Consider the following 22,527-nt stretch of genomic DNA (forward strand, 5'->3'; position numbering starts at 1 on the left):
GTAAAAAACAATAACAATGAAACCAGGCCGCTTATTGCTTCTGATCTGCCCGCTCCTGATCTCCGGTATGCTGTATGCGCAATCTGCTGTTCCAAAGGCGAAGGTAGACTATGATGCTTTTGCGCAGCTTGTAAAGGATGTAAAAGAGCACCGGAAAAAAAGATTGGTGTCCCTGGATGCATTTTTAAAATTAAGTAAGGAGAACGGGGTAGTGATCCTCGATACCCGATCTGATGAAATGTACAACCGCAAACATATCAAGGGCGCCCTTCATTTGAATTTCGCCGATTTTACGCAGGCGAATCTGGCCAAAGTCATCCCTTCCTTCGATACAAGGGTATTGATCTATTGCAATAATAATTTCGATGGAGATCAGCAGTCTTTTGCCACAAAGGCAGTGGTTCCGGCGGCAGCACTCAAAAAAAGTAAACCCATTACACTGGCATTAAATATTCCAACCTATATTAACCTGTACGGATACGGATACCGCAACGTTTATGAGCTCTCCGAGCTGGTAAATATCAGCGATCCCAGGCTCAGGTTTGAGGGAACGGAGGTTCCGCAACCCGAACTACCGCCGGCCGGTGTTACGTTAATGTCGAAACGATAAGAAAACCGCTGCGGGGAATGTAAAATCAATATCGTTTAATTAGGTGCTTTTTTTATCATTGCCGCAGATACCCCGATGGCGGCTGCAGCACCGTCGCCGCAATATTTTTGAGTATTATTATAAAGTCTGTACCAGATCTGCACATCTGCGACCTTAACGAAAGGACATTGCCTATAAAATAGTAAATGTAAAAGTAAGCTGCCGTTACGGCTCAATAATCTCATTTTCTGAAAAAGATCGCAGTGGAACATCTCACATCAGCAGAAACAAAAACAAACCTGGAACGTTGAACCCGGAGCGCTCCCTGCAGGGGAAAGCCATTACGGGCGAAGCAATACCGCTACATTTTAAATTGGATATGCTGCATTTTCCCCGGGCTATCCGCCGCTTTTCTTCACCTGGGTATAGCCGTTCTTCTGAAACCATTGAAGCAGCTTGTCCCGGTGATCTCCCTGGATGATGATTTCCCCATCCTTAGCATTGCCACCCGTTCCGCAAAATGACTTCAGCTTCTTCGCAAGCTCCTGCAGGTCGTCGTCGGTCCCAATAAATCCCAGGATCACGCTGGCCGTTTTACCACCCCGGTGTTTGGTTTCCAGCTGTATCCGCAGCCGTTGCTGTGCCGGTGGCAGGGTTTCCTGGTTCCCTGCGTCCTGATCAAATTTAAAATCGGGATTGGTACTGTATACAAACCCGTGCTGATCTGATTTATTCTTTGCCACTTTTTTCTTTTGTTTAAAGTTCCAGGTTCAATGTTTTAAATTGAGTTCCCGGTTAAAATTGGATATTGCCGCTTTAATGGCTAATGGCTGATAACTGATAGCGAACTGCTGACTACTGCATATTGTTTCAGATCTGTCCTATGAGACGTTTAAGATTGTTTAGCTTATACCACATCAATGGTTACCAATATCAGGCAGAATACACGCCCAACCTGAAACGTTGAACATTAAACCTGAAACTTATATCACCGCCTTCAAACTCAGGTCAAGACTTTGTGCCTGATGAATCAATCCGCCCACACTCACAAAATCAACACCGGTGGCTGCATAGGATTCGATCGTATCCAAATGAATACCGCCGCTGGCCTCTGTTTCAAAAGCCCCGTCGATAATGGAAAGCGCCGCTGTTATCTGTGCAGGTGTAAAATTATCCAGCATCACCCGGAATACTTTTCCCTGCCCCACATCCATAACCGTTTTTACGTCTTCCAATGTGCGGGTTTCAACTTCGATCTGTATCGGCAACTGGTTTTGCTGCACATAAGCATATGCTTTTTCAATAGCATTTTTAATCCCTCCGGCATAATCAATATGATTGTCTTTCAGCATGATCATATCATACAAACCAAACCGGTGATTCACACCGCCGCCGATGCGCACGGCTTCTTTTTCCAGTAACCGGAAATTCGGTGTTGTTTTACGGGTGTCCAGCAGTCTTGTTCGATAGCCCTGTAACTTGTCGGTATATTTTTTTGTAAGCGTGGCAATACCGCTCATGCGTTGCATGCAGTTCAGCAGCAACCGCTCACATTGAAGAATGGTATGTTCCAGTGCCTTTACTTCAAAAGCAATATCCCCCGGCTTCATGGCAGCGCCATCATGCATGAAACAGGTTACCACACTGTCCGGCTCTTTAAATTTTAAGATCTTTTCCGCCACCTGCAGTCCGGCCAGTATGCCTTCCTGTTTTACTTTCAACGCAGCGCTTCCCTTCGTAGCCGGGTCTATACAACATAAAGTAGAATAATCCCCGGATCCGATATCCTCCTGAAGTGCCTCCCGGATCAGGTGTTCAAGTTTTTCCTGAAATACGTCCATAGCTGTAAAAATAAACAGCCTCTCATTAGGAGAGGCCGTTTTATCACTAAATTTTCACAGAATTCTTATTCAATCAGCTGAAAGCGCAGTTCCTTAATCACTTCCCCGCTTTTTTCTTTGCGCATAAAGATGTTTACCCGGTAATTTCCACCGGCGGTTTGCAAGGTTCCGATGGCATAGTTACCATTTGGAGAACTGCCTTTGTGTTTCAGCTCAAATCCTTTTACCGCATTCTTGCCAAAAAAGTCTTTCAAAGCCTGCTCTGCCTGCGATTTGCTATAGGTATTGCTTTTATCGGCGATCTTTAATTCCATATTTTCACCAACATTGGCTACCAGTTGGGCAGCATTGCCGGTTTTAAGACTGGTAATCACACCATCCACGCTCTGCGCGTGCAAACCGGTGATCAGTAAGCTGGTTGCAAAAGCAATTAAGGACAATCGTAAAAAATGTTTCATTGTATTCATCATTTTTGTTATGATCCGTTGTTCAAGGTGGTACGAATATATTAAAAAAACATGCTTCGCCCTCCTTTCATGAAAATGTATGTAAATAGAACTCTTTTTAGTCACTTATTCTTCAAACATTCTTTTTAATTTTACGGCTTCGGCCGCAGTACCCGGTATCCTTCTGATTCCGCGGCTTCTAATTTTTAACTAAAAGCAAGTTCAATGTCACAAAAAAGAGCAATTTTACTAATAATGGACGGCTGGGGACTCGGGAAAGTTGCATCCGCAGATGCCATCCAGAATGCTAACGTGCCTTTTACCAACTCACTATACAGTAAATACCCCAACACCACACTCACCACTTTTGGTGAATTGGTAGGATTACCGGAAGGGCAAATGGGTAATTCTGAAGTAGGCCACCTCAACCTGGGAGCCGGACGCATTGTATATCAGGAGCTTCAGCGCATTAACGTGGCCATTAAAACCGGTGAGCTGGCGACCAATAAAGCCTTGCTGCGTGCGCTTACGCATGCTAAAGGAAACAGTAAACCGCTGCACCTGTTAGGACTGGTAAGTGATGGCGGCGTGCACTCGCATATCAATCACCTCAAAGCACTAATAAACATTTGTAAGGATAACGGTCTGCAGGAAGTCTATATTCATGCATTTACAGACGGAAGGGATACCGATCCTAAAAGCGGACTTGGATTTATTGAAGACCTGCAGCAACACCTGGATCAGACCGGTGTGGGCCGGATTGCAACCGTAGATGGCCGTTATTACGCCATGGACCGGGATAAGCGTTGGGAGCGTGTAGCGCTGGCTTATGAAGCGATGGTAAATGGCAGGGGCGAAACCGCTGCATCGGCTATTGAAGCAGTTCAAAACAGTTATGCCAACAACATCACGGATGAATTCATTAAACCTACCGTGATCATCAATGCGGAAAACCAGCCCGTAGCCACCATTAAAAACGGGGATGTGGTCCTTTGCTTCAACTTCCGTACAGACCGTTGCCGGGAGATTACTGAAGTGCTGACCCAGCAGGATCATCCCGAGCAGCAAATGCATACACTGGACCTGGATTATACCACCATGACCGTGTACGATCATTCGTTTAAAAATGTACATGTTTTGTTTTACAACGAAGATCTTACCCAAACCATCGGCGAAGTGATCGAAGCCAACCATCTGAAACAGATCCGTATGGCTGAAACGGAAAAATACCCGCACGTGACCTTCTTTTTCAGCGGCGGGCGCGAAAAACCTTTTGAAGGAGAGCGCCGTATCTTAAAGCCTTCTCCCAAGGTAGCCACTTATGACCTGCAGCCGGAGATGAGTGCCCGGGAACTTACCGAAGCCATTCTTCCGGAAATTCATAATAAAACAGCTGACTTTATTTGCCTGAACTTTGCAAATGCAGATATGGTGGGCCATACCGGTGTATTTTCTGCAGCTGTAAAAGCCGTGGAAACGGTGGATCAATGCGTCGGGCAGATCGTAACCGAAGCGTTGAAACAGGATTATGTGATCTTCCTCACCGCCGATCATGGCAACTCGGATTACCTGGTGAATGAAGATGGCAGTCCGAATACCGCGCACAGCATGAACCCCGTTCCCCTGTTCATTATCGACAACAACTGGAAGGGCACGATAAAAGAAGGCAAACTGGGCGATATTGCACCAACCATTCTTACATTTATGAAATTGCCGATACCGAAGGAAATGACCGGGGATATACTGGTGGATAAGGTATAACATGAATGCATCCGGAAATCGTTCAGGAGGCTGGGTCAAAGACGTGAAGACTTTTGATGCAGCCTCTTTTTATTTTACAACTAACAGCTTATATCTACAATGAACCCCCATTTTCAAATAACCTATGAACAAACTGAAGAAGACGTTGCAGCCTTGTACGTCTATTACTATCTGAAAAGCTCCGTTCACAGGAAAAAAAGGTTTCTAAAAACCTGGTGGCCGCTGTTATTTGGAATTGGCCTGGTTCTGGTATTTAAAGGATTCGACGTTCACCGATATCAATGGAGCGATTTTCTGTTTATTTTATTTGTCCTCTGCCTCTTAATTTTTCGAAAACCGCTGGATCAATGGTATTTAAAAAAACAAGCGAAGAAGCTGCTCAAAAGAGGAAAAAACACAGATCTTACAGGGAGCAGGACCCTGATATTTCTTGACGAAACACTTGTAACAATAACAGATTCCACCAAATCGGAAACACGTTGGTCTGCTTTTGAATGCCTGGCGGAAACCGAGCTGTATTTTTTCCTGTTTGTTCATGTAAACAGCGGCATTATTATTCCCAAACACATATTAAAAACGCCACAGGAGGTCATTGCCTTCAGATCTTTTCTGAAAGAACGCATCGCTTAATTAACGGCCTCCTCCAATGACATTTTTTAAAATAACATTTACCGGCTAATTTTGTACGTTTCCAAACACCTTTAGCAACAATTGACACAGGAACAGTTTTCAAATATTGCATCTACCATTCCGCATCAGCCGGGCATCTATAAGTATTTTGATGAAACCGGGAAGATCCTTTATGTGGGGAAGGCAAAGGACCTGCGCAAGCGGGTAAGCTCCTATTTTAATAAAACCTTTACCAATTACAAAACCCATGAGCTGGTACAGCGCATACATCACCTGGAGTTTACCATTGTAAACAGCGAGCCGGATGCCTTCTTCCTGGAAAACTCACTAATCAAACAGTTTCAGCCCAAGTACAACATCAACCTGAAGGATAGTAAATCCTATCCTTATATCGTGATCAAAAACGAACCCTTTCCACGCATTTACCTCACAAGGCAACCGGTAGATGACGGATCGGAATACCTGGGCCCCTATACTTCTGTGTTTAAGGTGCGGGAACTGCTGGAGTTTATTAAGCGTACCATCCCGATGCGTACCTGCAGCCTTAATCTCACCCAGAAAAATATCGAAAAGGGGAAATTCAAGGTTTGCCTGGAATACCACCTGGGCAACTGTAAAGGCCCCTGCGAGGGATTACAGACCCGTGCAGACTATGATGAAAATATCGGGCAGATACGCGATCTGCTGAAAGGCAACCTGCGGCCGGTGATCCGTCATTTCAAAGAAGAGATGAAGACCTATGCCGAAGCCCTGGCGTTTGAGAAAGCAGAGCAGGTACGCAAAAAGATCGAATACCTGGAGGATTATTATCAGTCCAAATCGGTGATCACGGGCATTAAAGGCGGCGATAAAGATGTGTTCTCTATCATTAAAGACCAATCGATCGCCTATGTTAACTACCTGATGATCCGGAACGGAACTGTGGTGCAAACACAAACCAACAAACTGGAAACCCACCTGGACGAGCCCGTGGAAGAAATCCTGGTATATGCCATCAGCCAGCTGCGCATGACCTTCAACAGTCATGTACCAGAAATCGTAGTACCTTTTGAGATCGATTACCCGGAGGCCAATGTTGAAGTTGTGGTACCCAAGGCCGGAGACCGCAAAAAGCTGCTGGAACTTTCAGAAAAGAATGCCGGCTATTTTATTGAAGAACTAAAGAATAAGGAACGCATAAAGATCAACCGGAATGTAGACCATGTAAAAGTACTGGAGCAGTTACAGATCGATCTACAGCTTCAGGAGCTCCCCGTTCATATTGAGTGCTTTGATAACTCGAATTTCCAGGGCAGCTACCCTGTGTCGGCGATGGTTTGCTTTAAGAACGGCGTACCCAGCAAAAAAGATTACCGCCACTTTAATGTAAAAACCGTGGAAGGCATTAATGACTTCGCCAGCATGAAGGAAGCGGTTTACCGGCGTTACCGGCGCCTTACGGAAGAAGGTGAACCCCTGCCGCAGTTAGTGATCATTGACGGCGGAAAGGGCCAATTGAGCGCCGCGCTGGAAGCTATTGAAGCACTGGAACTGCAGGGCAGTATTACATTGGTTGGATTGGCGAAGAATGTGGAAGAGATCTTTTTTGCGGGAGATAAGGATTCGCTGAAACTGCCCTACAACAGCGCCAGCCTGAAACTGATCCGGTTTATCCGCGACCAGGTGCACCGCTTTGGCATTACCTTTCACCGGCAAAAAAGAAGCAAAGGCACGTTTAAGAACGAACTGGAATCTATAAAAGGCATCGGAAAAAATACAGCAGAGGAACTCTTAAAAGCATTCCGGTCGGTAAAAAACGTCCGGGAACAGTCGCTGGACGAACTGACCGCCGTAATCGGCAAGGCGAAGGCACAGCTGGTGATCGATCATTTTGCATCTTAGATGCACCGATATGTGCATGTGGGCATTTGAAAATCCCCTTCAGGAATATAACCGATCCAATGAAAATATTATTCTAAACCTGGAGATACGGGTGCTCAATAATCTTACCGCTGTAAAAGACAAGAGATCGGAAAATGGAGCATTTCTCTCAAGTCCTAAACGAAAACCCAACCTGAAACATTGAACGTTGAACCTGAAACAGCTCCCTAATCCTCATCCATTTCTTCGCGCAGCTCTTCACTGATATGCACCAGCACCTTGTCAATCCGGTGACCGTCCATATCAATGATCTCAAAATCGAATCCGTTCCAGTCGAGTTTATCACCGGTTGACGGGATCTGTTTCACCCGGTGCAGGATAAATCCCGCCAGGGTATCAAATTCCTGTTCGCCTTCGTTCATCCACTCGGCTTTATCGAAATAGGAAAGGAAATCATAGAACGGGATCTGCGCATCTACCAGGAAGGAGTCATCCTCCCTGCGGATAATTTCATAGTCGTCCTGGTCTTCTTCCGGCATATCGCCGATAATGGCTTCCAGGATATCATTGAGCGTGATCATACCCAGTACACTTCCGTATTCATCCACAATAAAGCAGGAATGTAACTGGGATTCCTTAAACTTTTCCATTACCCGGAATGCCGTATTGTTTTCCGGTACAAAAAGCGCCGGGCGCATCAGTTCTTTAAATGGAACGGTATCCTTATTCGTATACAGGTCCTTTAAAGAGATCACTCCTTTGATATTATCAATTTCCTCATCACAGATCGGGTAAATGGAATGCGGCTCTTTCAATATCTTTTCACGGATCATTTCCTCCGTATCATCTACCTTAAACCATACGATATCACTGCGGTGGGTCATCAGCGAGGTAATATTCCGGTCGCTCAGGTGAAATACCCGTTCAATGATCTCCTGCTCGGTTTCTTCCAGTGTACCCTGTTCGGTGCCTTCACTGATAATGGCCTTGATCTCCTCCTCGGTAACCTGGTTGTTCTCGCTTTTAATATTAAAAAGCTTCCCGATCAACCCACTCGATTTTGTAAGTAACCAGATAAACGGATACGTGATCAGCGAAACCCATCGCATCGGCTGCGCCACGAATTTGGCTATTTTTTCAGGGCGTGAAAGTCCGATGCGTTTAGGCACCAGCTCTCCAAAAATCAGTGTAAAATACGTGATAATGATCACTACGGTAGTCGTAGCAATACCCTTGCTGTAGGGTGCCACCGCCGGAAACTGTTCCATAAAGGACGCAATATGTCCCGTGATTTTATCCCCGGAATAGATACCGGTTAAGATACCAATAAGGGTGATACCGATCTGAACGGTAGATAAAAATACATCGGGGTGATTGGCCAGTTTCAGTGCTGCCTCCGCGCGTTTATCGCCTTTATTTGCCTGTGCTTCTAATCTTGCTTTCCTGGCTGATACGAGAGCTATTTCTGCCATTGAGAATAGTCCATTGAGTAAAATCAATAAGGCTATTATGAATACTTCCATTAATTTATTTCGGTTGATTCCTTATCGAAGATATGAAATCCGATCCTTTTATTAAATAAGTTTGCCCAAAACAGCCCAATTAAAATTCCCAGGGTTGCCCCCGCCAAAACGTCCAACGGATAATGTACGCCCACGTATACCTGCGCCAGGCCGATCATACCCGCCCACACCAATGGAACCCAGGTATATGGGAAAAAACGCCGGAATGTTGTAAAAAAGAACATGCTGATGCCAAAATGATTGATGGCATGGTTAGACACAAAACTAAAGCCGCCGGAACAACGTCCCAGCACCATCCGTACATGGCCTTCCATTTCCGGGTCATTGCAGGGCCGCAGCCGCTCAAAAATATTTTTAAACAAATGTGCACCGATCAAATCGGTACTGGCAGCCGTACAAAGGAACAGCAGCAACCAGATCCCCCCTTGCTTTTTAAAATTGATCAGTACAAACGCCACTACAAACAGGTAAAGCGGCCCCCATAGATATGGATTCCGAAAAAGCGGGAACACCGTATCCAGAACCGGGCCGGCGCTTTTTATATTGATCAGCTCAAACAGCCATCGATCGGCCTTTACCAGCCAATCCGGGAACGGGATGTATAAAAATGAGGTCATTGGACAAATTTAACAAATGTGCTAATTTGAATTGTGAAAATATCCATCCCGGTGGATCGGGTGTGGAAATGCTGCCCCACCATTACGCCCCCCAGTGATCCTCATCGGAAAGACATCTGTGATTACTACGCCGGAGGAACCGATCTTCCGGAACAAAACCTGGAAACCCAAAAAGGACTTTACGCCTGAAACCAGATCCCATGCGGAACTTTAAACCTCAAACGTGAAACTTTTAACTAAGTTTGCACCCTTATGTTGTCAAGGCTGAAAATACCAAAAACGATCCTTTGGGTCATTAACACCGGATTGGTACTTTTTGCCTTATTTTTTATTTTCCGGCTGATCACATTTTTTGCATTCAACCCGCCCGGGATCTCTTTTGCAGACTGCCTGCCTTCATTTGTACTGGGAGCGCAGTATGATCTCCGCTGGATTTCTATCTTTTTGCTACCCGTGATCCTTTTCAGTTATCACCGTTCTTTTTCCCCGTTTTATTCAGCACGCAGTAAACGCATCTGGACCTGGTACCTGGCGGTGATCACCTTTCTGTTGTTCCTGTTTTTTATCGCCGATATGGTGAGCTTTTCCTACAACCGCACCCGGCTGGATGCCGGAGCGATGAACTTTGTGGAAGACCCCGGCATCTCCCTGAATATGATCTGGCAAACCTACCCGCTGATCTGGATCCTGGTAGGCCTTATTGCAGCCGTTATCTGCTTTAAATGGGCATTGAACAAAAGCCACTGGCAGGTGATCAATCTTACAGACGGGAAGGCTATTATGCACCGCAAAATGCCTTTTGTAATAGCGGCACTGTTGCTGGGACTTTTTATTTACGGCCGGATCGATGACAAGCCCCTAAAATGGAAGGATTCTTTTGCGCTAAAGGACAGTTTTAAAACCTACCTGGCGCTAAACCCCTTGCAGAATTTCTTTTCCACCATGCAATTCCGCAAGCCCGTCATCAATGAAAAGGGCGCCCGTGAAGCGTTTCCGCTGATGGCGGAGTTTTTACAGTTCCCCCAAAAAGCGCCTTTTGGTTTTAAACGCACTGTGGCGCCGCACAGTGCCGGTCTTGAAAGCAAGCCGAATGTGGTATTGGTCATCTGCGAATCGTACAGCATGTATAAAAGCAGCATGAGCGGCAACCTGCTCAACGCTTCTCCCTATTTTGACTCGCTGAGCAAAAAAGGTATCTTTTTTGAGCGCTGCTTCACTCCACATTTCTCCACTGCCCGCGGGCTCTTTGCCATTTTAACAGGAACGCCGGATGTACAACTGTTTAAGTTCTCTACGCGCAACCCGGAGGCGATCGATCAAAACACCATTATCAATAATTTCACCGATTATTCGAAACATTATTTCCTGGGCGGGGATCCGGGCTTCAATAATTTTGAAGGGTTGCTGATGAACATCAGCAACCTCCAACTGCATACCGAACAAACGATCGACGCACCACGGATCAACGTTTGGGGCATTAGTGACAAAGACCTGTTCCTGGCGGCAAACACGGTTTTCAAAAAGGAGCGGCAACCCTTTTTTGCGATCATTCAAACCTCCGATAATCACCGTCCTTATACCATACCGGAAACCGACCACGATTTTCAAAAGAAGATCATTTCAAAAGACAGCCTGGAAGCCAATGGCTTCGAATCGCTGGAGGAATACAATACATTCCGGTATGCCGACTATTCCATCCAGAAATTTATAGAGACCGCTGTGCAGGAAGACTACTTTCACAACACCATATTTGTATTTATCGGCGATCATGGGGTTGCCGGCAATGCCACCAGCGTATATCCATCCGTGTGGACCACGCACCGGCTTTCGGATGAGCATGTTCCGTTCCTGATCTATGCGCCCTATCTTGTTGCGCCGCAGCAACGGAAAGAAACCGTTTCCCAGGTTGATGTGCTGCCTACGATTGCAGGCTTGTTACAACGTCCCTACGACAATTTCACCCTGGGTCGAGATCTGCTGGCTCCGGATAAAAAAGGCAACCTTGCTTTTATTACCAATACCGCCGGCAAGATCGGCATCGTAGACGACCGTTTCTACTACGTAAAAAGCCTCGATTTTGCAGAAGAGGACCTTGTGCCCATTGATACCACCATCGTTTATCCCCGCCGGGTACTGGACTCGGTACGAACAAAAATGAGTGCACTAACGAACGCCTATTATCAAACCGCACAGTACCTGCTGCTTAACAATAGGAAAACACCTTAAAACGGCCGTTTCAGAGGCTTTACGGTCAAAATTTCAAGGATTCCCGGTTCCCGTCTCTGAAAAACAGCTTTTCCCTGCAATGGGCTGCCAGCAAGGGGCGCTTTATGAGCGAAAGGATATCCCCGTTTCCATAAAAGTAATGTTATAACTAAAAGAATGTCGCTGAAGGAGCGTACTTTTGCAAGTTCAAGAAGCACGTTGAAGTGCAACGGAGGTCCTTGAACCCTAACATTTAAACAGCATATTGTGTCGCTTATAAAAAGTATATCCGGAATCCGGGGAACCATTGGTGGAAAGACCGGGGAAACGCTTTCTCCCGTTGATGTGGTAAAATTTACAGCCGCCTATGGCTCTATTCTGAAGCAGGCAGCACCTTCCCGGAAACTCAAAGTAGTAGTAGGGCGAGACGGGCGCATCAGCGGACCGCTGGTTAGCAGCCTGGTTACCGCAACCCTTAGTGCATTGGGAATCGACGTAATCGATCTAGGTCCCAGTACAACCCCAACGGTAGAGATAGCGGTACCGATGGAAAAGGCAGACGGAGGTATTATTCTTACCGCCAGCCATAACCCCAAAGAATGGAACGCATTGAAGCTGCTGAACAAAGACGGGGAATTCATTTCAGCGGAACTGGGCAAGCAGCTATTGGATATTGCGGCTGCGGAAAATTTTGAATTTGCGCCGGTGGATAAACTCGGTAAAATTCAGCAGAACGATACCTATATGCAAAAGCATATCGATGCGATCCTGGCCTATCCGCTGGTTGATAAAGAAGCCATCGCAAAGAAAAAATTAAAAGTAGTAGTAGATGCCATTAATTCTACCGGAGCTGTTTTTGTGCCGGCTTTGCTGAAGGCTTTGGGTGTCGAAGACGTGCTTGTATTAAACAGTGAAGTAACCGGTAATTTTGCGCATAACCCGGAGCCCCTGCCCGACCACCTGTCGGAACTTTCCAGTGTGGTGGTTAAAGAGAAAGCGGATCTTGGCATTGCCGTTGATCCGGATGTAGACCGTCTTTGTTTTGTAAATGAAGATGGCAGTATGTTTGGCGAAGAATATACACTTGTGGCAGTTGCTGATTATATCCTTTCAAAACGCAAGGGTAACGCTGTAAGTAACATGAGCAGCACCAAGGCATTGAAAGAGGTTACGTTGAAACATGGCGGCGCCTATTACCCTTCTGCCGTAGGAGAAGTAAATGTGGTATCAAAAATGAAGGCGGTCAACGCGGTGATCGGAGGTGAGGGTAACGGAGGCATTATTGTGCCCGACTTTCATTATGGCCGCGATGCACTGATCGGTATCGCCTTGTTCTTAAGCCATTTGGCGCACCATAAAGGAAGCATCAAATCGCTGCGCGGTGTGTATCCGGATTATTTCATCAGTAAGAACAAAATTGAGTTAGATAAAAGTACCGACCTTCCCTCTATTTTTGCCCGCATCAAAGAGAAGTACAGCAAACTTCCCCTTAACGATGAGGACGGCCTCAAAATAGAATTTGATGAAGATTGGGTACATTTAAGAATGTCGAATACAGAACCCATTATCCGTATTTATTCCGAAAGCGATTTTGAGGTAAAAGCCAAGAATATCGCGCAGAAACTGATGCAGGATATCAAGGAGAATATGGGCTAAAACAGGGCACTACCCTTGCTCCAGGTTTAATATCCAACTTAAAGGCAAGATTCCCGGCCGGTGCTTCATATCGCCCCCCTGGATCTTACACATGAAGGGTTAAACCTTGCACGTACATCCCCGTAGTCTACAAAATCCATATGCGATTGCTTCATTAACTTTGCGATCATTTTCGCCGGGAGGAGACATACCGGATAAATAGGAAGAAGCGTTCATGGAAAAAATATATTTAGACAATGCCGCAACCACTTGCCTCGACAAGGAAGTACTGGATGCGATGTTACCTTATATGACCTCAGGGTTTGGCAACCCCTCTTCTGTGTATTCTTACGGAAGAGAGACCCGGCTGGCAGTGGAAACTGCCCGTAAAACGGTGGCGAAACACCTGAATGTAAAACCAGGTGAAATTTTCTTTACCTCCGGGGGAACCGAAAGCAACAATACGGCGATCAATGCGGCGATCCGGGATCTCGGTTGTACACATATCATCACTTCCGGCATTGAGCACCATGCGGTACTACATACCGTAGAACATTACAGCAATGGCAATGGGGTTACCTTTAGCCTGGTAAAATTGCTGCATGACGGACACGTTGACCTGAAGGACCTGGAGGAACAGCTTGCTGCACAGGACCGGAAATGTTTGGTAACCCTGATGCATGCCAATAATGAGATCGGGAACCTGCTGGCCATTAATGCGGTCAGCGCGCTATGCCGCAAATACGGGGCTGTTTTTCATTCGGACTGTGTACAAACTGTTGGGCATTACCCCATTGATCTGCAACGCATTGATATCGACTTTATTTCTGCTTCCGGTCATAAATTTCATGGGCCCAAGGGTTCGGGTATCCTGTATGTGAACAGCAGCCTGGAGATCAAACCCTTTATTTTTGGTGGTGGCCAGGAACGCAATATGCGGGCGGGAACAGAAAACGTATACGGCATTGTGGGCTTTGCCAAGGCACTGGACCTTGCCATGGCGAACTATGAAAACGAAGCGGCCTATATCCGCGGGCTCAAACAGTATATGGCGGAACAGCTTCAAAGCAGGATCCCATCCGTTACCTTTAACGGCGATGCTTTCGGCAGCTGCCTGTACACGGTATTAAGTGCCTCTTTTCCGCAGACGGAGCGCTCGGAAATGCTGCTCTTCAACCTGGACATTCACAATATTTGTGTATCAGGCGGAAGCGCCTGCAGCAGTGGCGCCAGCCAGGGATCGCATGTGATTTCAGCCTTGAACAGCGATCCGGACCGGGTTCCCATTCGCTTTTCATTCAGTAAATACAATACAAAAGAAGAAATCGACCGCACCATCGATACGCTGAAGGCGTTGATCTGATGCTTGTGAGTTACACATATTATTTATAGTAAAGGGCCGGCAGCGGCCCTTTATGCATTCACAACGCTCCCAAATGATTGACCCTTCTGAGCCCCCCACAAAAGGGCACCAAAAAAGCAGCCCGGTTCAAAGCGCTCGGCTCTAAACTGGACTGCTTAGTTAATATGTTTCCGGTGGTTTTTCGTCCCTCCAGGATACTGCTCATTGACGTTCCCGGCAGCATCCATTACGGCTGCTAATGTGATAGCCATTGAACGTCACTGCGATCACTCCGATAAATGCATGTTCCGAAATACCGAACTGGGCTCCGTTATTGGATCTCCACAAATTGTTCGGAGCCTCCATCTTCTGAGTAAAACACCGAGTTGCCATCGCGGGTAAGCTTAATCGTGCCATTGCTGTACACGCCCTGCTTAATACCCTTGGCCTCTGTTTGCGGCAATCTCACCGGCGTTGCATTTCCCCTTTGCAGAATGGCAACTCCCAAAGAGTTATCCGCTTTATAACCAAATACAACTGCAAGCTGCTCACCCCCGCCTACGGCCTTATATAAAACCTTTGTCCGGGCGGAATACGTTGAATCCTTTAAATCGATATCCTTAACGGAAACTGTTGACTTATCCGTTAAGTATGCTTCAACGATTGTAGAATCCTTATCCTTGTAATTCTTTTTTATGTCATCAATAGATTCGATGGGTGTTTCGCCTTCCTGGTTTTTATCCTCGTCCTTGCAGGACACAACAGCTACTACAGCCATTAAACAGATTGGAAACAGTAGTTTTATTCTCATACCTGAATTAAATTTTTGCAAAGGTAAAGCAAAATCCAAATAAAAATCCAATACCGTGGCTTTATAACATTTCTATAGAAATCAGGCCCGATCGCTCTAAATAGCACTTTCTTTATATCAAACTACATACTTATAACCCATTCCCAGGCAATTATCAAGCGCTCCAATTCCAGATTACCGTTGCACTTTCCCTGCCCATTATTAATCGGTCACCTCAGCCTTAAACGAAAGTATATGCCCTGTGTGCGGCTTCGTATTGGCGTTTACAAAGATCTGCTTCATATGGGTAGCCACTGGTTGAACCTGCGTATGAAACACGGCCTTGATCGTTCCTTTTTTACCCGGCATTACCGGTTCCTTTGGCCATTCCGGAACCGTACAGCCACAGCTGGGTTCTACACCCGAAATCAGTAAGGGTTTTGTTCCGGTATTAACAAAACTGTATTTCATCACGGCGGAATCACCACGTTTTATTTTCTTCAGGTCGCGGAATGTAGAATCCTCCCATTGGATTGTAGTAAAGTTCGCCGAGTCTGCCTGGGGCATTTTTGCAGCATTACTGTCCGGCCTTGTTTCGTTAGCGGCAGGCTGTGTTACACCAGGTTCCGTCTTGCTTTTGCAACTATTGCCGGCTACAGCAATCAATATTATAAGGGCACTTTGTTTGAGTATCCGATTCATGTGTATAACAATAAATGACTAAAAGTAAAGAGGCTACCCATGGGTAGCCTCTTTATTATCGATAAAGCAATTGAATTACTTTACTTGTTGACCTTGAGCTTTCATGATGATAGCACCATCATCAGGATTGTTAGACGGGATAGTCTGAATTTTTAATTTCACTAACACATCGTCTGTTCTCTTGTTCACGTTCGGGATGAACTTACCGCTGAAGTAGAAACCTTCGCAAGCACGGTTCTGGTTGCTAGGCCAAGGACCATCATAGTAGCTTCCGTGAACGGGGTTGCTGCCATTTGGTGCCAGGTATCCTTTAGGACCAGTCCAGCTATACTCATAGTTACCCAGGTAAGGATAGTTCGGGTTGAACGGACCTCTTACTGTAGCGCGAGCTGTTGTACCACCATTGTAGATGCGATAGTTTACTTTCACATAACCGTTGTACAAATAGATACCATCCCACTGATAAGTTGAAGTATTTGTAGGCTCTGCTACATCATAAGTACCATAGTTAGGATCTGCCACTGTAAAGGTTCTTGTACCGTTGTAGGCAACGAAAGGTCCAAACAGGTAAGGAGGAGGAGTCAGGTCATAAGAGCTACCATTTGCTCCATTCTCACGGCTGTAGTCATTTGCCGCACCGCTTCCGCTCTGAGAACCAGAGTTACCACCAGGAGTACCATCAACACCATGGTCATTCAGGCTGAACCAGGTATTGTACCAGTTTTGCAGGTTCAGTGTAGAACTTCCACCAGGTTTAGGCTCTGTAGGCCCAGGGATTGGGTTACCAGCATCACGTGATGTGTAGTAAGTTCTTGCAAAAGCCGCACCGTCTACTTCAGAAGGAACGATGATCGGGTGAATGCTGCTCTGAGAAGCGCGACCACCAGTGTTAGCATACCCGCTAGGAGTACCAAACATGTAATGGAAGTCGATAGAACCAGTTGCACGTGCTGCTCTCCAGGCTGCACCCAGATTGTTATCAGCAACTTGCTCCAGATCGATCGTTTTTCTCAGTGTGTAATCTTCACCTGTTCCGGTGTTCACCTGAGGAGCTTTTTTCCACATTGGCCAGAAATCAACCAGGTCGCCAATAGTCCAGCCGGTTTGCTGACCGCCCGGAGAACGTCCGGCTTCAGCATACTGCCAGTAGCAAAGTGGGTTGTTAGTGCTGCCTGTCGGGAAAGAAGACGCGTTCTGAGACAGACGATCGTAATCTTCCTGAGAGAATGTGTAGATATTGGTTGGGCTTACACCAACAGGAGCGATCTGAGGTGCACCTTTACCATATCTTAAACCACCACCAGTTGCTTGCTGACCAGGAAGGCCTGCAGGGTTCCAAGGAGCTGGGTTTGTAGAGAATGCGCCGGTAAGCGGGTTCGGAGGATTGTTGGTTCCACCACCCTGAGCGCCTACAGAAATACCAGCAGCAACACCGGCTGCTCTTACAGCGGCTACGAAAGCAGCGTTCTTAGGATCTTTAGTGTAGATGAACTGACGTCCAACAACGTTCTGCTGAAGCAGCAGGTTTTGCAGATCGGTAGTTCTTGTCGGGATCATATACAGTTGCTCAGGAGCAGTCAGCGCCGCGTCAATGAACATGATTTCACGACCGTTAAAAGTATACCAGTCCGGATATTCAGCAATACGCTGCTCAACATCCACACGGTTCAACGTGTAAGAAGAGTTGATCTTGATATTTTTATCAACGATCAGGGCAGTATCATGGTAAGTGCTGATCTGAGAACCGTTGATCATCGCTTTGTCCTTCAGCGTGATATCGATGAAGAATACACGAGGAGTAGCAGTTACGCCGATAGCGATACCGTTTGCAGGCCAAGCACCACCAGCTTTAGGTCCAAACAGTTTGGAATCTGTGGTATTGAACCAGTAGTCTCCGTTTGCACCGTTAGCTGCAGTAGGATTACCAGGACCAGCCAGGAAGTTGGTACCGTTTGCTCCAGCAGCACCTGTTGCTCCAGTTGCACCTGTTGCTCCGGTTGCGCCAGTAGCACCTGTGTTACCAGTTGCACCTGTATTACCAGTTGCACCTGTGTTACCAGTTGCACCAGTTGTACCGTTTGCTCCAGCTAAAGAAACACCAGCAGGCCAGGTTCCGTCAGCTTTTTTAGGACCATACAGTAACTTTCCAGTTACGTCAAAATAAAAATCGTTGGTTTTTGCATTGGGTGCAGTTGTTGCAGTTGGGGCTCCGCTACCACTGTAGATCATTGTTCCATCAGCACCTTTGGCACCGGCAGTACCGGCAGCACCAGCAGGGCCGGCAGGACCAGCAGGACCAGCAGGGCCCGCAGGACCGGTGTCTCCTTTCTTACAGGAATCCAAACCTGTAAGCAGGGAGGCTAGAACTAGGACGGATAAGAATGTACGTCTCATAAAAGTTTAATTTAATTTTATTTACTAGTTAATGATTAAATAATGCCTACTCTAGAAACTGCTTTTCGGCTTACGCAGGGTTGATTTTTTTATTATGCCACAAGAATACGATGTTCTGTATTTACTTTTACTAACAAAGGACATAAAGTGATTTTTAAAGGACGAAACGACATCAAAAAACAATACGTCCTTCATTTTTACGGTTACTGGAGACGATTTTATATAAGCGGCTCATGCCAATTTTGCTAAGCGATTTGTTAATTTCATTTCCGTTGGTCAATTTTAACTTACACTCTTTATTAAATACATCACTATCAAGGTATACAATTTTTGAAATGTTAATGATGGTGCTTTTATCGATCCGGACCAGCTCCTTTAAATGAATGCGCTGGTCGATAAACGTGATGTTTTCATTCACCGTTTTCTGACTGCCATCCTTAAAAGTGATCTCGCAAATGTTGCGGTTGGATTCCACAAAAAGGATATCGCGCTGGTTCACATATAGCAGCGAGCGGTTTGCCTTTAGCGTGATAAAATGGTCTTCGATTATATCCCTAGCCTCTTCCTGAAGCAACCCGATTACCCGGCTGATCGATTTCCGTAGATCATTGGAATTGATCGGCTTCATGATCAGCGAAGTAACACCTATATCAATGATATTCTGCAGCTGGTTTAATTGGTTGGATGAGGCCACAACAATGATCTTAACCCTGAAAACCTTTTGGTTAATAAGGCTTTCAATGATTTCAAATTCTTTGTTTTTCAATAGCTTAAGGTCAAATATCAGGATATCGGGCCGGTGCATAAAAATAGCGCCAATGGCTTGTTCCATAGTGGAGCAGTAATCCAGGAATTGCAATTGGCTATCGGTTACGCTTTCTATTTTAAACTTCAGCAAATTCCATGATACCTTGTCCTCATCAACAATCTGAATTTTAAAACTCATAGATAAGTACAGCTTGTTTAATTTTTTGGTTTTTCGCAGTTATGTTTTACAAATGACACGTCAAATCCCCTAGCCTCCCATACCGAAAAAAACGTATTGGTAGGTGCAATATATATTAACTTTTAAAAAAATATTAACTTTTTTTCATTATTTTTTTCCACATTATGTCCCAATACATTGATATTCAACAAAATGAGAAATTGTTTAATAAAAAAATAATTTTGGAAACATGGTTTCCACTGCCGCCGCAAAAGCAAACGGTTATTTGTTCCTTACAGGCCGGGGAACAATAAAAGCAGTCTCTTAAGAAGGAACAGTGTCGTAAGCTTCCTTCTTACGTTCCCCGATCTGCTGCCGCCACATGGCATAGTAAAGTCCCTTTTGCTGCAGCAGCGCGGCATGATCGCCGGTTTCAACAACCTCTCCTTTTTCCAACACGTAAATCCTGTCAGCATGCAGTATGGTACTCAACCGGTGAGCGATCAATACCGTGATCTGATTTTTCTTTGAAGACACCAGCTTGATCGTTTTGGTAATTTCCTCCTCGGTAATCGAATCCAGAGCAGAAGTGGCCTCATCAAAAATCAACAGATGCGGATGCCGCAACAATGCCCGGGCAATAGCAATACGCTGCTTTTCCCCGCCGCTTAGTTTCAATCCGCCTTCACCGATAACGGTATCCAGTCCCTTCTCCGCACGCGCCAGTAAACCGGTACAGCTGGCCTTTTCAAGTGCGTCCTGCAGATCGCCGTCGGTGGCCCCGGGATTTACAAACAACAGGTTCTCCTTAATGGTGCCGGCAAACAGCTGTGTGTCCTGCGTTACAAAACCGATCTGTACCCGCAGTTGATCAAAGTCGATTGCGTCTCCATCAACACCGTCATAATAAATTGTTCCCTTTGCCGGGCGGTAAAGCCCTACAAGCAATTTAACCAGGGTACTTTTGCCGGAACCGCTGGGCCCTACAAACGCAATCGTTTCTCCTTTTTTTACCGTAAAGGAAATATCGTTCAGCGCATTAAAATGTGCCGTCTGATGACGGAAAACGATATTGCGGAACTCCAGCAATTCAATCATCCCGATCTGCCGTGGATTTGCCGGGCGCGGCTCTGCTTTCCGCTGCATGAGCTTATGGAAATTATTCAGCGAAGCCTCGGCTTCACGATAGGAAATGATGATGTTCCCGATCTCCTGCATGGGACCAAAAATAAAGAACCCATAAAACGAAAGGGAAAGGTACTGACCGGGCGAAATGGCATCCTTAAAGATCAGCCATAACAAAGTGAAAGCGATCACCTGTTGCAAGAAGTTCACCATGGTACCCTGGATAAAACTGAGTGCACGGATGCTTTTTACCTTCTTAAGCTCCAGCCCCAGGATCTTAAACGTATTGTTATTGAGCCGCTGCACCTCCTGCTCCGTAAGCCCCAGGCTCTTCACAATTTCAATATTGCGCAGACTTTCGGTGGTGGTACCGGCCAGCGCTGTTGTTTCCTTTACAATATTTTTTTGAATGACCTTGATGCGCCTGCTGAGCAGGCTGGTAACAAAGGCGATGGCAAAAATACCTACTGCATATACCGGCATGATGGACCAGTGCAGCTGGAAGGCATAAACCGACACAAAGACAATACTGACAATAATGACAAAAAACACATTAATAAAACTGGTAATGAATTTTTCGGTATCTGTTCGCACTTTGGTAAGGATGGAAAGGGTTTCGCCGCTTCGCTGGTCCTCAAAATCCTGGTAAGGCAAGCGCATGGAATGCTTCAGCCCGTCGGTAAAAATGGTGGCGCCAAATTTTTGAATCACCACATTTACAAAATAATCCTGGAAGGCCTTGGCGATGCGGCTTACCATTGCAGTACCAATAAGCAACATTAAAAAGAACAGCAGCCCATGATATCCGTTTCCGCCAAAGAGGTATTCGTGCTCCGACCGCGGTGCGGTTTTGGCATGATCAAAATGATGCGGGTGGGTAGCAAAAAGATCCAGCAGTTTTCCGCTGATCAGCGGCGCAAAAAGTGAAAATATCTGGTTTATGGCTGCCAGGAACAAAGCCAGCACCACCAACCAGCGATAAGGTTTGATATATCGGAGAAGGATACGCATACAATTACGGTATATTTTTTAAAACGACCTCAAAGTATAAATTTCCTGTCTATCAGGAAATTTTTTATTTACACAAACAATAAAAACCGCCAATGGTTGGACGCTCAGCATTTTGTTATAAAAAGTAATTTCCCGGATCGCCACGCAAAACTGCTTCTTTTATGACACCTCCGGGGTAACACAATTTCTTCTTCCCACATAAAAAACAGATCAATTTATTACAGAGAGCTTATTTTTGGTCCCCCGTGATACCGACCGGGTCTTAAAAATTTGAGGCTGCAAAAAGTTCACGATCAACCGCGGTTTCGATAACGTTGTATAATTAAAATGACTTCAGCTAAAGAGCACACATTTGTAGTACCGGCATACAGGGATTCGCCGCATTTGGAGCGCTGTATCCAAAGCCTGTTGGAGCAAACCGTTCCGACCCAAATCCTGATCGCGACCTCCACCCCTTCCGATTATTTAAAAAACATGGCGGACCGGTACCGGATCCCCTATTTCGTTTCGGATGCGGCCAGTTCCATTGCGGGTGACTGGAATTTTGCGATGGAGCAGGCCACCACGCGGTATATTACCATCGCCCACCAGGACGACATTTACAACCCGGATTTTACAAAGGAAGTACTAATAAAACTGGAACAGTTCCAAAACAAAAAGCCCCTGATGGTGTTTACGAATTACGGGGACCTGGTAAACGGCAGGGAGCGCAAACGTTCGCTGAATGCTTTTGTAAAAGACGCCCTGCTTTTTCCGTTTCATCTTAAACGTACGATTCAAAGCAAATTCATTAAAAAGGCGGTGCTGTCCCTCGGTAATTCTATTTGCTGTCCCTCGGTAACCCTCGACCGGGAGCACATTGGCGGCATGCAGTTCTCGCCGGCATATACCTGTGTTTTAGACTGGGTGGCCTGGCTGACGCTGGCCAAACAGGAAGGCGCGTTTATCTTTATTAATAAAAAACTAGTACAGCACCGGATCCATATCGATTCGGAAACCACTAACCAGATCAAAATAGGAAAGCGCCAGCAGGAGGAACAGGCGGTATTACAATCCGTTTGGGGCCGCACATTGGGGCGGTTTATTTCCAGGCTTTACAGCAAGGGGCTTACCGATAACGAGGTTTAAGCG

Annotated in this window: 19 protein-coding genes; 9 read left to right on the plus strand and 10 right to left on the minus strand. The window is 45.9% G+C overall.

Going from position 1 to position 22,527, the window contains the following annotated elements; genetic code table 11:
- Positions 1–16: 16 nt before the first annotated feature.
- A complete protein-coding gene (locus LQ567_RS11720) occupies positions 17–610 on the plus strand; it encodes a rhodanese-like domain-containing protein (RefSeq protein ID WP_231004696.1) in 594 nt (197 codons plus the stop codon).
- 377 nt (positions 611–987) lie between these two features.
- Here the strand turns inward: LQ567_RS11720 and LQ567_RS11725 are convergent, their stop codons facing one another.
- From LQ567_RS11725 to LQ567_RS11735, 3 genes are all read right to left on the minus strand, one after another.
- Positions 988–1,332, minus strand: coding sequence for a translation initiation factor (locus LQ567_RS11725; protein ID WP_231004697.1), 345 nt, complete (start codon positions 1,330–1,332; stop codon positions 988–990).
- Positions 1,333–1,572: 240 nt separating this feature from the next.
- Positions 1,573–2,430 carry a carboxylating nicotinate-nucleotide diphosphorylase gene (gene nadC / locus LQ567_RS11730; protein ID WP_231004698.1) on the minus strand — a complete coding sequence of 286 codons (858 nt, stop codon included), beginning with the start codon at positions 2,428–2,430 and terminating at the stop codon, positions 1,573–1,575.
- A gap of 65 nt (positions 2,431–2,495) precedes the next feature.
- The gene (locus LQ567_RS11735) at positions 2,496–2,888 is read right to left on the minus strand and encodes a DUF4783 domain-containing protein (RefSeq protein WP_231004699.1); all 393 of its coding nucleotides are present in this window, start codon (positions 2,886–2,888) and stop codon (positions 2,496–2,498) included.
- A gap of 213 nt (positions 2,889–3,101) precedes the next feature.
- Between LQ567_RS11735 and gpmI the strand changes: the two genes are divergently transcribed.
- The 3 genes from gpmI (at position 3,102) to uvrC (ending at position 7,148) form a co-directional block, all read left to right on the plus strand.
- Complete coding sequence (gpmI, locus tag LQ567_RS11740) at positions 3,102–4,637, plus strand: 2,3-bisphosphoglycerate-independent phosphoglycerate mutase (RefSeq protein ID WP_231004700.1); 1,536 nt, start codon at positions 3,102–3,104, stop codon at positions 4,635–4,637.
- Between the two features lie 99 nt (positions 4,638–4,736).
- Positions 4,737–5,267 carry a YcxB family protein gene (locus tag LQ567_RS26270; protein ID WP_394800369.1) on the plus strand — a complete coding sequence of 177 codons (531 nt, stop codon included), beginning with the start codon at positions 4,737–4,739 and terminating at the stop codon, positions 5,265–5,267.
- An 81-nt stretch (positions 5,268–5,348) separates the two neighbouring features.
- A complete protein-coding gene (gene uvrC / locus LQ567_RS11745) occupies positions 5,349–7,148 on the plus strand; it encodes an excinuclease ABC subunit UvrC (RefSeq protein WP_231004701.1) in 1,800 nt (599 codons plus the stop codon).
- Positions 7,149–7,354: 206 nt separating this feature from the next.
- On the opposite strand, the gene LQ567_RS11750 is transcribed toward uvrC, so the two are convergent.
- Together LQ567_RS11750 and LQ567_RS11755 are read right to left on the minus strand one after the other, a co-directional pair.
- Positions 7,355–8,650 carry a hemolysin family protein gene (locus LQ567_RS11750; RefSeq protein ID WP_262909596.1) on the minus strand — a complete coding sequence of 432 codons (1,296 nt, stop codon included), beginning with the start codon at positions 8,648–8,650 and terminating at the stop codon, positions 7,355–7,357.
- Positions 8,650–9,267, minus strand: a complete 618-nt coding sequence (locus tag LQ567_RS11755) for a phosphatase PAP2 family protein (RefSeq protein WP_231004703.1) — start codon at positions 9,265–9,267, stop codon at positions 8,650–8,652. The genes LQ567_RS11750 and LQ567_RS11755 overlap by 1 nt, the downstream gene beginning before the upstream one ends.
- A gap of 33 nt (positions 9,268–9,300) precedes the next feature.
- Between LQ567_RS11755 and LQ567_RS11760 the strand changes: the two genes are divergently transcribed.
- From LQ567_RS11760 to LQ567_RS11775, 4 genes are all read left to right on the plus strand, one after another.
- Positions 9,301–9,456, plus strand: coding sequence for a hypothetical protein (locus LQ567_RS11760; protein WP_231004704.1), 156 nt, complete (start codon positions 9,301–9,303; stop codon positions 9,454–9,456).
- Positions 9,457–9,519: 63 nt separating this feature from the next.
- Positions 9,520–11,493 carry an LTA synthase family protein gene (locus tag LQ567_RS11765; RefSeq protein WP_231004705.1) on the plus strand — a complete coding sequence of 658 codons (1,974 nt, stop codon included), beginning with the start codon at positions 9,520–9,522 and terminating at the stop codon, positions 11,491–11,493.
- Between the two features lie 246 nt (positions 11,494–11,739).
- Complete coding sequence (gene glmM / locus LQ567_RS11770) at positions 11,740–13,128, plus strand: phosphoglucosamine mutase (RefSeq protein WP_231004706.1); 1,389 nt, start codon at positions 11,740–11,742, stop codon at positions 13,126–13,128.
- A gap of 214 nt (positions 13,129–13,342) precedes the next feature.
- Positions 13,343–14,470, plus strand: coding sequence for a cysteine desulfurase family protein (locus tag LQ567_RS11775; RefSeq protein WP_231004707.1), 1,128 nt, complete (start codon positions 13,343–13,345; stop codon positions 14,468–14,470).
- A gap of 310 nt (positions 14,471–14,780) precedes the next feature.
- Here LQ567_RS11775 and LQ567_RS11780 read toward each other — a convergent pair whose 3' ends face one another.
- The 5 genes from LQ567_RS11780 to LQ567_RS11800 form a co-directional block, all read right to left on the minus strand.
- Complete coding sequence (locus LQ567_RS11780) at positions 14,781–15,260, minus strand: hypothetical protein (RefSeq protein ID WP_231004708.1); 480 nt, start codon at positions 15,258–15,260, stop codon at positions 14,781–14,783.
- Positions 15,261–15,461: 201 nt separating this feature from the next.
- Complete coding sequence (locus LQ567_RS11785) at positions 15,462–15,941, minus strand: DUF1573 domain-containing protein (RefSeq protein WP_231004709.1); 480 nt, start codon at positions 15,939–15,941, stop codon at positions 15,462–15,464.
- 75 nt (positions 15,942–16,016) lie between these two features.
- The gene (locus LQ567_RS11790; protein ID WP_231004710.1) at positions 16,017–18,335 is read right to left on the minus strand and encodes a hypothetical protein; all 2,319 of its coding nucleotides are present in this window, start codon (positions 18,333–18,335) and stop codon (positions 16,017–16,019) included.
- A 172-nt stretch (positions 18,336–18,507) separates the two neighbouring features.
- Complete coding sequence (locus tag LQ567_RS11795) at positions 18,508–19,281, minus strand: LytR/AlgR family response regulator transcription factor (RefSeq protein WP_231004711.1); 774 nt, start codon at positions 19,279–19,281, stop codon at positions 18,508–18,510.
- Positions 19,282–19,584: 303 nt separating this feature from the next.
- A complete protein-coding gene (locus LQ567_RS11800; protein ID WP_231004712.1) occupies positions 19,585–21,396 on the minus strand; it encodes an ABC transporter ATP-binding protein in 1,812 nt (603 codons plus the stop codon).
- Positions 21,397–21,723: 327 nt separating this feature from the next.
- Between LQ567_RS11800 and LQ567_RS11805 the strand changes: the two genes are divergently transcribed.
- Entirely contained in the window at positions 21,724–22,524 is an 801-nt protein-coding gene (locus LQ567_RS11805; protein ID WP_231004713.1) for a glycosyltransferase family 2 protein, read from the plus strand.
- Positions 22,525–22,527: the final 3 nt, after the last annotated feature.

This window comes from Niabella pedocola, assembly GCF_021044425.1.
In the GTDB taxonomy this organism is placed as follows: Bacteria; Bacteroidota; Bacteroidia; order Chitinophagales; family Chitinophagaceae; genus Niabella; species Niabella pedocola.

Coding starts and splice junctions, on each gene's coding strand:
- LQ567_RS11795 (WP_231004711.1), bottom strand. CDS start 19,281: ATGAGTTTTAAAATTCAGATTGTTGATGAGGACAAGGTATCATGGAAT.
- LQ567_RS11775 (WP_231004707.1), top strand. CDS start 13,343: ATGGAAAAAATATATTTAGACAATGCCGCAACCACTTGCCTCGACAAG.
- LQ567_RS11755 (WP_231004703.1), bottom strand. CDS start 9,267: ATGACCTCATTTTTATACATCCCGTTCCCGGATTGGCTGGTAAAGGCC.
- LQ567_RS11780 (WP_231004708.1), bottom strand. CDS start 15,260: ATGAGAATAAAACTACTGTTTCCAATCTGTTTAATGGCTGTAGTAGCT.
- nadC (WP_231004698.1), bottom strand. CDS start 2,430: ATGGACGTATTTCAGGAAAAACTTGAACACCTGATCCGGGAGGCACTT.
- LQ567_RS11800 (WP_231004712.1), bottom strand. CDS start 21,396: ATGCGTATCCTTCTCCGATATATCAAACCTTATCGCTGGTTGGTGGTG.
- gpmI (WP_231004700.1), top strand. CDS start 3,102: ATGTCACAAAAAAGAGCAATTTTACTAATAATGGACGGCTGGGGACTC.
- LQ567_RS11735 (WP_231004699.1), bottom strand. CDS start 2,888: ATGAAACATTTTTTACGATTGTCCTTAATTGCTTTTGCAACCAGCTTA.
- LQ567_RS11805 (WP_231004713.1), top strand. CDS start 21,724: ATGACTTCAGCTAAAGAGCACACATTTGTAGTACCGGCATACAGGGAT.
- LQ567_RS11785 (WP_231004709.1), bottom strand. CDS start 15,941: ATGAATCGGATACTCAAACAAAGTGCCCTTATAATATTGATTGCTGTA.
- LQ567_RS11750 (WP_262909596.1), bottom strand. CDS start 8,650: ATGGAAGTATTCATAATAGCCTTATTGATTTTACTCAATGGACTATTC.
- LQ567_RS11790 (WP_231004710.1), bottom strand. CDS start 18,335: ATGAGACGTACATTCTTATCCGTCCTAGTTCTAGCCTCCCTGCTTACA.
- LQ567_RS26270 (WP_394800369.1), top strand. CDS start 4,737: ATGAACCCCCATTTTCAAATAACCTATGAACAAACTGAAGAAGACGTT.
- LQ567_RS11720 (WP_231004696.1), top strand. CDS start 17: ATGAAACCAGGCCGCTTATTGCTTCTGATCTGCCCGCTCCTGATCTCC.
- LQ567_RS11765 (WP_231004705.1), top strand. CDS start 9,520: ATGTTGTCAAGGCTGAAAATACCAAAAACGATCCTTTGGGTCATTAAC.